The 13,535-nt window shown below is 48.8% G+C and carries 13 protein-coding genes and 1 tRNA gene; 8 read left to right on the forward strand and 6 right to left on the reverse strand.

Going from position 1 to position 13,535, the window contains the following annotated elements; genetic code table 11:
* Positions 1-8 precede the first annotated feature (8 nt).
* The 4 genes from B5G09_RS04440 (at position 9) to B5G09_RS04455 (ending at position 4,212) form a co-directional block, all read left to right on the forward strand.
* The gene (locus B5G09_RS04440; RefSeq protein ID WP_087404200.1) at positions 9-1,211 is read left to right on the forward strand and encodes a DUF1735 and LamG domain-containing protein; all 1,203 of its coding nucleotides are present in this window, start codon (positions 9-11) and stop codon (positions 1,209-1,211) included.
* 26 nt (positions 1,212-1,237) lie between these two features.
* Positions 1,238-2,722 (forward strand): DUF1735 domain-containing protein, encoded by a 1,485-nt coding sequence (locus B5G09_RS04445; RefSeq protein ID WP_087404201.1) that lies wholly within the window; start codon positions 1,238-1,240, stop codon positions 2,720-2,722.
* A 65-nt stretch (positions 2,723-2,787) separates the two neighbouring features.
* Complete coding sequence (locus B5G09_RS04450) at positions 2,788-3,873, forward strand: hypothetical protein (RefSeq protein ID WP_087404202.1); 1,086 nt, start codon at positions 2,788-2,790, stop codon at positions 3,871-3,873.
* A 69-nt stretch (positions 3,874-3,942) separates the two neighbouring features.
* Entirely contained in the window at positions 3,943-4,212 is a 270-nt protein-coding gene (locus B5G09_RS04455) for a hypothetical protein (protein WP_087404203.1), read from the forward strand.
* 559 nt (positions 4,213-4,771) lie between these two features.
* Here the strand turns inward: B5G09_RS04455 and B5G09_RS04465 are convergent.
* The 3 genes from B5G09_RS04465 to B5G09_RS04475 form a co-directional block, all read right to left on the reverse strand.
* A complete protein-coding gene (locus B5G09_RS04465) occupies positions 4,772-5,440 on the reverse strand; it encodes an outer membrane beta-barrel protein (RefSeq protein WP_087404205.1) in 669 nt (222 codons plus the stop codon).
* Between the two features lie 415 nt (positions 5,441-5,855).
* Positions 5,856-6,779, reverse strand: a complete 924-nt coding sequence (locus B5G09_RS04470) for a hypothetical protein (RefSeq protein ID WP_143256475.1) — start codon at positions 6,777-6,779, stop codon at positions 5,856-5,858.
* Positions 6,763-6,957 (reverse strand): NUMOD3 domain-containing DNA-binding protein, encoded by a 195-nt coding sequence (locus tag B5G09_RS04475; protein WP_087404207.1) that lies wholly within the window; start codon positions 6,955-6,957, stop codon positions 6,763-6,765. Before B5G09_RS04475 ends, B5G09_RS04470 begins: the two co-directional genes overlap by 17 nt.
* 367 nt (positions 6,958-7,324) lie before the next feature.
* On the opposite strand from B5G09_RS04475, the gene B5G09_RS04480 reads away from it, so the two are divergent.
* Complete coding sequence (locus B5G09_RS04480) at positions 7,325-7,954, forward strand: recombinase family protein (RefSeq protein WP_087404208.1); 630 nt, start codon at positions 7,325-7,327, stop codon at positions 7,952-7,954.
* A gap of 55 nt (positions 7,955-8,009) precedes the next feature.
* Here B5G09_RS04480 and B5G09_RS04485 read toward each other — a convergent pair whose 3' ends face one another.
* Both B5G09_RS04485 and B5G09_RS04490 read right to left on the reverse strand, forming a co-directional pair.
* On the reverse strand, positions 8,010-9,299 hold the full coding sequence (locus B5G09_RS04485; protein ID WP_087404209.1) for a phage integrase SAM-like domain-containing protein: 1,290 nt from the start codon (positions 9,297-9,299) through the stop codon (positions 8,010-8,012).
* A 184-nt stretch (positions 9,300-9,483) separates the two neighbouring features.
* Positions 9,484-9,555, reverse strand: a tRNA-Thr gene (locus tag B5G09_RS04490).
* Positions 9,556-9,668: 113 nt separating this feature from the next.
* On the opposite strand from B5G09_RS04490, the gene B5G09_RS04495 reads away from it, so the two are divergent.
* The 3 genes from B5G09_RS04495 (at position 9,669) to B5G09_RS04505 (ending at position 12,211) form a co-directional block, all read left to right on the forward strand.
* Positions 9,669-10,619, forward strand: coding sequence for an NAD-dependent epimerase/dehydratase family protein (locus tag B5G09_RS04495; RefSeq protein ID WP_087404210.1), 951 nt, complete (start codon positions 9,669-9,671; stop codon positions 10,617-10,619).
* Positions 10,620-10,789: 170 nt separating this feature from the next.
* Complete coding sequence (locus B5G09_RS04500; RefSeq protein ID WP_087404211.1) at positions 10,790-11,746, forward strand: alpha/beta hydrolase; 957 nt, start codon at positions 10,790-10,792, stop codon at positions 11,744-11,746.
* A 15-nt stretch (positions 11,747-11,761) separates the two neighbouring features.
* Complete coding sequence (locus B5G09_RS04505) at positions 11,762-12,211, forward strand: hypothetical protein (RefSeq protein ID WP_087404212.1); 450 nt, start codon at positions 11,762-11,764, stop codon at positions 12,209-12,211.
* A 99-nt stretch (positions 12,212-12,310) separates the two neighbouring features.
* On the opposite strand, the gene B5G09_RS04510 is transcribed toward B5G09_RS04505, so the two are convergent.
* Positions 12,311-13,312 (reverse strand): class II fructose-bisphosphate aldolase, encoded by a 1,002-nt coding sequence (locus tag B5G09_RS04510; RefSeq protein WP_087404213.1) that lies wholly within the window; start codon positions 13,310-13,312, stop codon positions 12,311-12,313.
* Positions 13,313-13,535: the final 223 nt, after the last annotated feature.

A 13,535-nucleotide genomic window follows, 5' to 3' on the forward strand; every position in this document is an offset into this window, starting at 1 on the left:
CGAACAACATGAAACGTCATATCAATTATCTGTTTATATCGTTCTGCGGGGTCATGGCGCTCGCCGCTTGCCAGGACGACATGGAGCATTTCGACAATCGGCTCTACAACACGACGCAACAGCAGAGTATTCTGTTCGTCGAGGAGGAGACCGACAGCGATACGCGGACGCTCCAGGCTCAGCTTGCGATGCCGTCGACGGTGGACATTTCGTTTACCTACGAAGTCGATGCCGCACAGGTCGACTACTACAATACGGCATACTCCGATTCAGCCGTGTTGTTACCATCGGATTATTACGAGATCCCGAATCCGACAGTTGTGATTCCGGCCGGAGTTGTCGAATCCAGCGAAGTGGAAGTCCGCTTTCGCAACCTGCTGACATTGGATAAAACTCAAGTATATGTACTTCCGGTGTCGATCGGCGGTGCGAATATCGGGCAGCTTGCCAGCCGGCGGACGGTCTATTTCGTGGTGAAGGAGGCCTCGCTGATCAACGTGGTGGCCAACCTGCGTGAAAATTCGGTATGCATTCCCCAATGGAACAATTCCTCGCGGCTCAACAATCTCTCCCAGCTTACGGCCGAGGCGCTTGTTCGGGTGGATGCCTTCGCTGAAGGCCGCGGCTCAAACATCTCCACGCTGATGGGAGTCGAGAGCCACTTCCTGATTCGCTTCGGCGACTCGGCGATTCCCAATAACCAGCTGCAGATTGTAGGTCGCCCTTCGGGTACGACGGAAGACGAGAAACTCACCTCCTCGGACTGGACGGTGCGAGTGGGCGAATGGACGCATATTGCCGTGACCTATAATAATGTGACGCATGAGGTGAACGTCTACATCAACGGTGAGCGGAAAACGCCGCAGAGTTTCTCGAAGTTCACCGAAGCGGTGAATTGGGGCCGCTACTATGCCGAGGAGACGGAGTCGAACCGCAGTTTCTGGATTGGTTACTCGTATGAGCCGGACCGCTATCTGGACGGAGACATCTCAGAGGTGCGGGTTTGGAATCGGGTGCTCACCGATGAGGAAATCGGAGCCCAGAATCACTTCTACAAACTCTACTCGCCCCAGGAGGAGAACGATCTGGTAGCCTACTGGAAATTCAACGACGGCAACGGAGCCTCGGTCACCGACTATTCGACTTCGGGCAACGATGCCATGGCCACGCGGGTGCTGACCTGGAATACCGTGGAACTTCCGGCTAAATAGGCGTTTAACGAAGAAAAGCAAAAGACATGAAGACATACGAAATCATTAAACGGAACATCATGCCGTTGCTGCTGTTGGCAACGGCGGGAGTGTTCGGTTCGTGCAGCCAGACGGAGATCGACATGCTGCCGGCCGACAACAGCGGAATCATCTCCACGGTGATTCAGAAAGGCTGGCTTGCCGACGGGAATGCCATCCGGAAGCAGCTCACCACTGAAGTCCGCGAGGGCATGGGCAGCAGTGGAAGCGTCACGCTCTACCTGAATGCGACGAAACAGGCCGAGACGGCCAGCGAGGTATCGCTGACCTACGATACGAATCTTCTCGACGCCTACAACGAGACGACGGGCAACGCCTATGAGGCGTTGCCACAGGAGGCGTTGCAACTCTCCGGTCAGACGTTCTCGCTTGAGGCCGGGAGCCAGCGCTCCGAACCCGTGACCGTGAGCTACACGCTGACGGCAGAGCAGAGCGCTGACCAGACCTATGTGATTCCGCTGCGTGCGGAAGTCGTGTCGGGACCGCTGGAACTCAATGCCGAGGATGCGGGCTATCTGATTTTCCTGCAGGTTGTGGAGAATCCCGGCGATTGCAACAAGGGAGCCGATGCGACCAAGGTTTTCTACGTCATGGAGACCAACGACGTGAATCCGCTCAACATGCTCAGTTTCCGGTTGGCCGATTCACGCAAGTATCTGTTCGACGCCGTTGTGCTCTTCTCGGACAATATCGTCCTCGACCATACGGGGTTGCACGCGTTGGTCAATGACAACGTGCGTTACCTGCTGAACAATCGCGAGAAGTATCTTGCACCGTTGCAGGAGCGTGGCATGAAAGTATATCTCGGCATGACACCCTATCATACCCATGCAGGTCTCTCCACGATGTTGCCCGCTACGGCCGATTATTTCGCGCGACAATTGAAAATCATTTGTGACACCTATTCGCTCGACGGTGTTTTCTTCGACGACGAGTACACTTCGCTGGAAGATACCCCGCCCACGGGCTTCCTTGGCGCATATTCGAAGGAAGCAGCAGCCTACCTGCTTTATGCAACCAAGCGAATCATGCCCGAACGCGACGTGATCGCATACCAGTTGGGAATGATCCGGCAGTTCACCACCGAAGGTTGCAAGTTCGAGGACGAGACCGGCAAGGTCTGGGGACCGGGTGATTACATCGACTACATAATGGTCGACTACAGTGACGGTAACGATTTCGATCTGGACAATTTCCCGGGCGTACCCGAAAACCGGGTTGGTCGATGGTCCACCAATTTTGGCAGCACTTCGCCCTCCTGGCCGCTTGTCGAGCGGCTCGAGCAGACGCGCGACATCTATAAGACACTCTTCCTCTTCAGCATCGATCCCTACCGGAGCAACGGTTCGTTCAATACCACTCCGATTGGCAACCGGGAGAAGCTGACGCAGGTTCAGGCGCTGAATCGGGTCTGCGAAACACTTTACGGCGAGTCGCTGGAAGTAGGCGATACCTATCGAAAAGACTGGTAACAGAATCCGGCTGCGAGTGGGACGGAAGCCCGGTTCGCCCGCAGTATTCTCAAACAAGCAAAAACATGAAACACAAATATTTGATTTACGCCCTGCTTTGGACGGGGCTCGCAGCAGGGGCGACATCGTGCGACGAAGACGAGATGCCGCAGAAACCGGAACCTTCGCCGGTCGTCGACTCGGAACTTCCCGAGGGCCCCAAACTGGAGGTGGGCACGGAACTCTTTGACCTCAAACCGGACGCCAGCGTACGGCAGCAAATCGTCTCTGGAGCCGGAGATTATCGAATCGACATGCTCGACACGTCAATCGCTACCGCTATGCTCGACGGAGACGTGATTACGGTGACTGGCCATAAATACGGGCGGACCGATTTGGTCGTCTCGGATGCGGGCGGCGCCTACAAGAGCATCCCCGTTAACGTCTATCTCTCGGATGAACTCCAGTTGAGTACGACGACGCTCGATCTGACCCTCAACATGGGTAATCCGGGCGTCGGCACCGTGACCATCGTCGCCGGAAATCCGCCCTATAGTGCGGTCTCTGCCGACACGCAGTACGCCACCGTGGTTCCGTCGACGGTGAGCGATTCGGGATTCGACATCACGGGGCTGCAGGAGGGCGGCACGACCATCACCATCACGGACTCGCGCGGATTGGAGTCCGTCGTCACGGTGACCAACACCTATTCGGACTCTCCGTTCGCCGATTCCGACCTCGAGACCTACAAGAGCATCCCCCAGGAAGGTTATCTCTGGCTACAGGGAGGCGACTACAATATCGCAAGGCGGGGAGCACTCTCGACCAGACGGTATTGGGCTACTCCGAAGAAGGATGAGATAATTACCAACCAGCCCGAGGGGACTTGGTTCTTCGGATACTATGCAAGGCCCACAGATTCGGCGAAAGACCGGTTTGGCCTCTTGATAGAAAATGAAAATCCTGATTTGGCGACGGTCGGTGAAATTATGGATACCTGCTACATCGTGGCGTACGACGGCGAAAGCAAAAAGTGGATTTTCCAGGGTTCCAAGAAGATTCCGACTACTGCCGAGGTGATTAAAGTCGAGGACAAATTAGCTTGGATTACCTTCTATACAATCCAGGAGGAAGTGCTCTACAAGGGCTGCTTCATCATCCGGTTGCCCTAACGGGTTCCGATTCGTTCCGCACTTAACGATGACATCCGCCTCCTTAAGGAGGCGGATGTCTCTTTTTCGATGCTGAACGCTATCTATCTTAATCAGATCAAGAGTCGCTCCTCGCAGGCTGCCAACGGCAACTACGGCGGTATCATGATGTTCAACATGCGTCGCTACAGTGATGTCAGCCCGCTGCCGGTATTCCAGAAAATCGCCGAAGGTGCTTTTGGTGGAACGGTAACGTATGATGGAACTGATTATACGCGTAGCTGGACTCCTGATCCCGACGGATATACGATTACAAAGGACGATGTGCCTGCTTATCAGCCTACCTATACGGGAAACTAACCTCTCGCAATGTGTTGTAAGTCCGTATATCGAGTAATCAAGCTTATCATCCTATTTGTCTCATAAAATTTTGCGATTTCGGGACGATAGGATCAAAACAATCCTATTCTGATTGTTTTGCAAAGGTAAAAATGATAACAGCCATAAATCCCGAAAATCCAGCCAACGCCAACACAATGTATGATTATTTATGCGGTACATTGTGTTTCTCCCACAATTCCGGTCATGCAAAAGCGTGTTAAAAGGCTTGAGAAGAGTGATTTTATCATGCAACGGCTTTCTTTGACTGACAAGCCGTTGCATGATAATAATCGAAAAAGCCTTACATATCATGGATACATAAGGCTTTTTGCTCGTTTCGGCGTCTTCTTGCGGCGCCTTCCAGAGCTGTTGACGAGGCTTGAACTCGTGACCTCTTCCTTACCAAAGAATTATTATATTATATGATAATATCTTGTTTAATAGCATATTACTGTAACTATATTATAATAATTACTTTGTTTATTACTCTGATTTCCTACTCACAATGTGTTTTAGAGTTGATATAATGGGAGGGCATTTAGAAGTTATATCCGAATGTGATACCTAAATCCCACAGGTCTCCGCCAAGGCTACCTTCAACTCCTAATAAATAATTCTTGTATGTAAGATTGAGTGCTAATTCCACTTTACCCACGATGGTTTCCCACTTGCTGAAGTCGTCCTTGAACAGATTTATTACCCCGGTTTCAGAATAAATGAGTTCATTGCGCTCATATCTTGTTTTTTCACGGTTGCTTTTTGCAGACAATCCTTGTCCCAAGGAACAACCGATAGCAGGTCTAAGTCCCCAATCGTCTGTAAATCGGATTTGCCGGGTGAACATTAAGGGAATCTCTAAATATAAGGCTCGGTATTTTTCATTATAATATGTGTAAGTCCCATAATCTGAATACATATATGAGTTGGAGGTTTCCGCTTTGGCTGTGAGGTATTTCAGATTGAGACCTGTGTGAAAATACCATTTGCGCTTTTTGGAAAGAGCTATTTCGTAAATACCGCCAACATGAAAACCTGTTCCTCCCTTATTGATAGTTTCGGTATTAACCCATCCGTTATGAGGAGATTTGGCAAAATTGATTCCGGCGCGTACTCCAAAAATATGCTTGGGCTGGTTGCTGGATTCCTGTGCGTTGACAAGAGTAAGAGTGCAAAGAATTGTAGTAATTGAGAATAAAAGTTTTTTCATTGATATAAGTTTTTTAGGTTAATGATTTTAGTCCATGAGATTGGAGGGGGGGGGTAGACAATAAAAAAACGTGGACTAAATCCTTCTATTGGCATCTGAGGTCTTCGACTACCTTGTACCCAATATAGAATGAAGCCCACGTGTGAACACACGTGAGCGTCAAACTTCATTCCTTGGGTACAATGTGAAAGTGTCGAAGTTTCAGATGCCCGAATAAAAGTTAACGCTTTTTTATTATATGTCTTTGAGATTGTTTTATGTCATAGGCAAATGTGTTTTTTTCAAATACAAAAATACTAAGAAAAGCGATATTTCAAAAATGTACCGTGTATTTTAATTTATAGCTTTGATAATTAGTTGATTGATGCTTTTTCTTAGTGCTGGATCAGGTATATTGGTTATATACCAGACCTGCCTATAATTCAGCAAGGTCAATTAAAGTCAGCTTCTTGCGGCTCTTTCGGTCTCTGAAATAAATTAGCCTGTCAGCCATTTCCATAAAGCATTTTGCTCTCCAATCTTTCAATCCTAGTAGATTGAGGATATTTTTTAAGTTTCCTTGCTCTTCAATTTGGTTGCCAGCTATTGTGCAGAAGTCACGCACGTTTACATTGTGTAATGTTATTTCTGTTCTGTATATTCTGGGCGCAGTCCATCCCAGCCAATGGAAGAATCGTTCTTTTTTATATAAACTCTGCTCTGCAAGTTCTTTAGTCTTGTCGTATACTTTCATGGATAGTCCCACTTCTTTTTTTGCTTGTGATAGATAGAGAGTCGGAAGGGATTCTATGCGTTTTCTGGATGCACCGTGAAATACTCCATATTCGGGGAGTTTCTCTTCAGGCGTTAAAATCTTCTTTCCGTTCAAATACATATCAAGCGTGTCATAACTTTTGACAGCTTTGATAATCTTCCTTATGAAATTAATATTACTGTCCAGTGCAAGATCAAGTTGAGTTATATTGTTGAGTTCCATTCCAAGCACCTCTGCAGCATAATACAGATTCATAATCTTATTGTATTTATTGCCGCTTGCATCTATTCCTTCAACAGTATATAGAGCGGAGTTTTCAAACTCAAAAAATGCTTTTCCTGAATATTTGTGAGTGTTATTTAAAACGAGTGAGCCAAGTAGGATTTGTTCAGTTTGCCCTACTTCATCAAGCAAAACATTGCATACAATAGTGTCTGTATTACATTCAATGCGTTTCAATGCGAACCCATTGAAAACGATATAGTCTTGTTCATGCTTGTATATTCTTTCAAACAACCCTTCAGGCTGAATTAGACAAACTTTCAATTTGTCTATATTTACACTTGCTTTAATTGTCCTTCCCATATATCCGCTCCGTTGTATCATTATTTGTATCAGGCTTTACAGGTAGCTCTGCCCAATATTTCTCCATGCTTTGTGCAATCTTGCGCTTGTGCTCCTCAGAGTGTCTGCGACCCTTTAGGGCTTGTGATATAGCCTGCTTTTGCTCGTCGCTCATATCATTCCTGAATTGTCTTTTCATATCATTATTATTATTTTATTATTCAGTAGAAGTACTACTTATAATAAATATAGTAAAGATTGAAAAAGTACATAAATATACAGAAATATATTTATCAAACTGTTCTATGCCTATGATTGTAGGTAATTTGTTGACGACTTTAGGTAGGTTAAGTAGTTGAGGCTGGCTATGGTATAATGATGAAGAACGAATAAATTATATGACGGATATCCCATAGTATAGGTGTCAAATGTATTCAGAATAAAAGTGTGTTCAAATAATTCGTAAACTGTATTCATTCTCAGGAAGAAAATATATTCATTTTTATCAAAGATTATTTTGAATACGCAAATAAAGTTTGTATCTTTGAATAGTTAAATAACAGAATATGAAAACAGCAGTCATTTACGCACGAGTATCTTCAACCTCCGATAGGCAGAATACAGATAGACAAGTAGTAGACCTCTCTGCCTATGCCGATAAAAACGGGTATCAGGTAGAAAAGATTTTTACAGAGAACATTAGTGGAGCCAAGAAGAACGAAGAAAGACCTGTACTGTGTGAGTGCTTGGATTATTGCATTACTAACAAAATAGACACTCTTCTTATAAGCGAACTATCTCGCTTGGGACGCAACGTTGATGAGGTTCTTGCCAACGTAAGATTATGTAAGGATAAACACCTCAACATATACTTTCAAAAAGAGGCTCTATCCATTTTTCAAGCCGATGGTACAAAAAATCCATTTCTCAATATCTTTATCTCTGTGCTGGGGACCTGTGCAGAGATGGAACGCGAGAATATAAAGTTTAGGCTTAACTCAGGACGAAAACTCTATATTGAGAATGGGGGTAAGTTAGGGCGGAAGCTAGGAAGTGTAAAATCTGCTGAACAAAAGAAAACACAATACAAACAAGTTATATCCTTGCTCAAAAAGGGGGAAAGTATCAGAAATACTGCTAAGATTGCAGGTGTAGGTGTTTCGACCGTTCAGCGTATAAAGAAAGAGTTTATATAAAAGAAGGGGAGGGGCTAGCCTCTCCTCTTATGTGTTGTAAGATTTCTTATTACACTCATTTCTGAAATAGCCGTTTTAAAATGTCTGCGTGAGTTTGGGCTATTTTATCTCGGTTAATGCTTATATAGTGATTTGCCGCAAGGCTTTTACTGCTGTGCCCAAGCCCTGCGTCAATGTGCTCCTGCCCTAAATTATAGTCAACTGAGCAAATCGTTGCCCAAGAATCGCGTGCTGTATAATAACTGAAATCGTTGGGGTAGTTTAATATCTTGCGCAACTTACGTACAGCTTTTAATATCATACCTTTGAAACTATCGTATGAGGTATAATGATATTGAAACGCGAATAGGAAATCGGTATTGCCACAATCTTCTCCCCATACATTGGATTTGCAAGAATAGGGCTTTTCCAATCGTCTTATTGAATCCATTTCTGAAAGAGTTAAGCATATCTCTTTACCCGTTTTTTCGCGAATGTAATTCAAATCTTCTCTGTGAAAGTTCTTAGTTTTAAGATAATATAAATCTTTAAGATTCATGCCCTGGAAGCAAAACGACAAAATGAATAAGTCTCTTGCCATCTGGATGGATAAAGGATAGCTGCTCAAATCGAAGTTTAGTATGCGTCTCAACTCATCTAGATTGAGTGTGTATATTTTCTTATTATTGGATTTTCGCGTAATAGAGACCTTACGGAATCCTTTCATTACATTTGCAGATAACTTATCGTCGTCAATGGCGCAGTTTAAAACCGCTTTCAGAGTCGCTGCATAGGTCGCTATTGTTTCAGAGCTTCTCTGTTTGTATTTTATGATATTTTTTTGTTGATAGTGTTGGGGAATATATGGAGTTTCTTTCAAGTAAAAGAGAAAAGTCCGAATATATTCAGAGGTTATATCCCTAAATAGAATAGTGTCACTGCCTTTTGTTGCAATATTGAAATCGACCAAAGACTTAAGCGCATATCGATACTTAGTTGCGCTTTTGGGATGCAACGTTGCAATACTTTGCCAATATTCTAAAAAATCACCATTGCTGTTTCCGACGACGTCTGTGTCAAAGTTCTTAATAAAATCTATAATAGCACATGCTTTCATATTTTGAAGGCGATTGCTATTGCGCAAAACCTTAACTGCTGCTTGGGCTTTTTCTAAAAGCGAATCAAGCAAGTCGTTTTCTCTAACTCCTCCTTTTACCCTTTGTGGTTTGGATAACCACTGAGATTTTAGTACCTCAACAGGGGTTGCCAATGATGACTGAGTTGTGCCATTCCTGACAATTAGGCGCACTGTGTACTTGCTATTTTTGTTCTTTACCCGGTCTAGTTGGTAGTTGAGGGTTGCCATTTTACTCGGTTTTTGCTCGGTTTTCTACGCATTAAAGGTAAAAAATATCTTTGAGAGCTCCATCTTTTTTTACTTGATTGTACCGGGTTTAATGGATGATATATTGTTGATTTTATGTGTAATAGTTTGGTTTATAAGGGTATGTATAACAAAAAAGGAAGAGAAAAATCTCTTCCTTTTCCAGAGCTGTTGACGAGGCTTGAACTCGTGACCTCTTCCTTACCAAGGAAGTGCTCTACCACTGAGCTACAACAGCAGTTTCCTTCGTTGAGTGGTGCAAAAGTACATAAGAAAAATGAATTGACCAAAAAAATATGCGTTTTTCCCAAATATTTTCTATCTTTACTACCAAATTATAACTTAAACCCGATGAAACGTATTCTGATAGTAGGTGCCGGAGGCCAGATTGGTTCCGAGCTGACAGTCTTTTTGCGCGGGATTTATGGCGGCTCGAATGTCGTGGCCACCGATATGCGCGAATGCCGCAATCTGGGCGAGGATGGACCCTTCGAGGTGTTGAATGCCCTCGATGCTACGGCCATGGCCTCGGTCGTGGCCCGTTACCACGTTGATGCCATCTTCAACCTCGTGGCGCTGCTCTCGGCTGTCGGCGAGCGCAACCCCCAGATGGCCTGGAATGTCAATATGGGCGCGCTGAACAACTCCCTTGAAGTGGCCCGCCAGCACCATTGTTCCCTCTTCACCCCCTCGTCGATCGGAGCCTTCGGTCCCACGTCGCCCAAGGACAAGACTCCGCAGGACACCATTATGCAGCCGACGACCATCTATGGCGTCTGCAAGGTTACGGGTGAACTGCTGAGCAACTATTACCATCACAAGTACGGCGTTGATACGCGTTCGGTGCGCTTCCCGGGCATCATCTCGAACGTCACGCTGCCCGGTGGCGGTACGACCGACTATGCCGTGGAGATCTACTACGAGGCTATTCGCAGCGGGCACTTCACCTGTCCCGTTCCGGGCGACGTCTATATGGACATGATCTACATGCCCGATGCCCTGCGCGCTTGCGTGGAGCTGATGGAGGCCGACCCCTCGAAGCTCGTCCACCGCAACAGCTTCAACCTCGCATCGATGAGCTTCACGCCGGAGATCATCTATGCCGAGATCCGGAAGCGGCTGCCCGACTTCACGATGAACTACGACATCGACCCCGTGAAGAAGGAGATCGCCGAGAGCTGGCCCAATTCGCTGGACGACACCTGCGCCCGCGAGGAGTGGGGCTGGAAACCCGAATGGGACCTCTCGCGCATGACCGACGACATGCTCTCCCATATCCGCACCAAACTGGGCAAGAACTGATCGGCATTTTCCGCTCCCGTCATCCGCCCATGCGGCACCCGGACACCTTTGCTTGTCCGGCCGATTGTGGCGCTGGCGCCCGGATGCGGATCGTATGACCCATAGAAAGACCGTCGGGCAGGATATTTGCTCCGACGGCTTTTTCGTAAGATTCAAATGTACGGACAAGCATGAAAAAACGGATTTTTCGGGGTGTTGTCATCGCTGTGGTGATTGTGGCGGCACTTCTTGTGGGAGGAAGTCTCTATCTGTTGCGCTATTCGTTGCAGCCGCAGGCGACAATCGAGGCCAAGAATGCCTCCTCCTATAAATATATGTATGAGGAGTATCCCTTCCTGCGGCCGTGGGTCGACAGCCTCCGCCGGGTGGGGGCGCTGCGCGATACGTCGATCCTCGGGCGCGAGGGTGAACGGCTGCATGCCCTTTACGTGCGGGCCCCGCAGCCCACGGACCGCACGGCGGTCATCGTTCACGGCTACACGGACAATGCCGTGCGGATGCTGATGATCGGCTACCTCTACAACTGCGACCTGGGGTTCAACATCCTGCTGCCGGATCTCTACTATCACGGGGAGAGTGCGGGTCGTGCCATCCAGATGGGGTGGAAGGACCGGCTCGACGTGCTGCGCTGGATGGAGATTGCCAACGGGCTCTTCGGCGGGGCGACACGGATGGTGGTCCACGGCATCTCGATGGGAGCCGCCACGACGATGATGGTCTCGGGCGAGGTGCAGCAGCCCTACGTGCGGTGTTTCGTCGAGGATTGCGGCTACACGAGCGTCTGGGACGAGTTTGCGAAGGAGCTTCGCGAGCAGTTCCACCTGCCGGCCTTTCCGCTGCTGGATGTGGCCAGCGGGCTGTGCGGCGTGAAGTTCGGCTGGACGTTCCGCGAGGCGTCGGCGCTGAAGCAGGTGGCCCGGTGCGGTCTTCCGATGTTGTTCATCCACGGCGATGCGGACGACTATGTGCCGACATGGATGGTCTATCCGCTGTATGAGGCCAAACCCGGCGAGAAGGAGTTGTGGCTCGTGCCGGGGGCGACGCACGCCATGTCGTATCACGATCAGCGCGAGGAGTATACGCGGCGCGTGGGCGAGTTTGTCGGGAGGTATATTCCCATGAATTGAAATACAGAGAAGACAATGGATAAGAACGGGGAGATGTCGAGGACTGCAACGTTTTATCGTATGCTTGAAGAGTCGATCGGTCGGCTACCTGCCGAGGTCAGGGCCCGGCTTTATCGTCCTTGTGCCGAGGCGTGTGTCCGCGACGGCGTGTTGCTCGAGTTGCGTCGGCAATTTGAAGAGTGTGGCTGTGACCTCGATCGGCAGTATGCGAAATATGGGAGGACCCCGTTTTTCTTCGCGGATGTCATTGAGCCGGGGCGGGTTTATGAGATGGGGTATCCGCGTTGTTTGTGCCCGCAGGTTGAGGCGGGATTTGTGGCGGCTCCGACCCATTGTGAATGCTCGCGTCAGAGTATTCTCTATGTGTTGGAGACATTATTGCCCGGGCGAGTTGTTGAGGTGGAGACGCTTGAAACGGTATTGGCCGGTGGCTCGGAGTGTCGTTTCCGGGTGACTGTAAAATAAACCGGTTGCCAATTCCCGACTTCTGCTTGCCCGGCTTTGCACCACAAAAAACCGGAGGTTCCTGCGAACCCCCGGTTTTTACTTTTCGGAATGCTCCGATTATTCGGCCTTGCCGTCCGACCCCAGAACCTCCTTGATCTTGTGGATGTAGAGCTTCTTCATGTTGTCGCGAGCCGGACCCAGGTACTTGCGGGGGTCGAACTCGGCAGGATTCGTGGCGAAGACCTTGCGGATGGCGGCGGTCATGGCCAGACGCGAGTCGGAGTCGATGTTGATCTTGCAGACGGCGCTCTTGGCGGCCTTGCGCAGCTCCTCCTCGGGAATACCTACGGCAGCCTTCAGCGCACCGCCGTACTTGTTGATCGTGTCGACCTCCTCCTGGGGAACCGACGACGATCCGTGGAGCACGATGGGGAAGCCCGGGAGCTTCTTCTCGATGGCCTCCAGCACGTCGAATGCCAGGGGAGGCGGAACCAGACGGCCCGTCTTCGGGTCAACGGTGCACTGCTCGGGGGTGAACTTGTAGGCTCCGTGCGAGGTGCCGATCGAGATGGCCAGCGAGTCTACGCCGGTCTTCGTAACGAAGTCAACAACCTCCTCGGGTTTGGTGTAGTGGCTCTCGGCGGCGGAAACCTCGTCCTCGACGCCGGCCAGCACGCCCAGCTCGCCCTCGACCGTTACGTCGAACTGGTGAGCGTATTCGACGACCTTCTTCGTCAGGGCGACGTTCTCGTCATAGGGCAGCGACGAGCCGTCGATCATCACCGACGAGAAGCCCATGTCGACGCAGCTCTTGCAGAGCTCGAACGAATCTCCGTGGTCGAGGTGCAGCACGATCTGGGGATGAGCCCAGCCCAGCTCCTTGGCATACTCCACGGCGCCTTCGGCCATGTAGCGCAGCAGGGTCTGGTTGGCGTAGTTGCGGGCGCCCTTCGATACCTGCAGGATCACCGGCGACTTGGTCTCGGCAGCGGCCTGGATAATGGCCTGGAGCTGCTCCATGTTGTTGAAGTTGAATGCCGGAACGGCATAACCTCCCTTGATGGCCTTGGCAAACATCTCACGGGTGTTCACGAGGCCCAGATCTTTGTACGATACCATAATATTAGTTGTTAGAGAATTTGAGTCTCATCAAAAACCGCACAAATTTACAAAAAATCTGTGGAAAAACCGCCGAAATTCAGCAGATTAACGCAATATAATCTGTAAATTAAGTAGTTAGGAGAAAATCACGGAAGTTGGGAAGAGGGCTGAAAACCGTTTCTAAGCGGATTGAAGCAGAAGAACGGTTTCCTATTCGTTACCCGATGAAAGTGCAGATTTA

The organism is Alistipes sp. An54 (assembly GCF_002159375.1).
GTDB lineage: Bacteria > Bacteroidota > Bacteroidia > Bacteroidales > Rikenellaceae > Alistipes > Alistipes megaguti.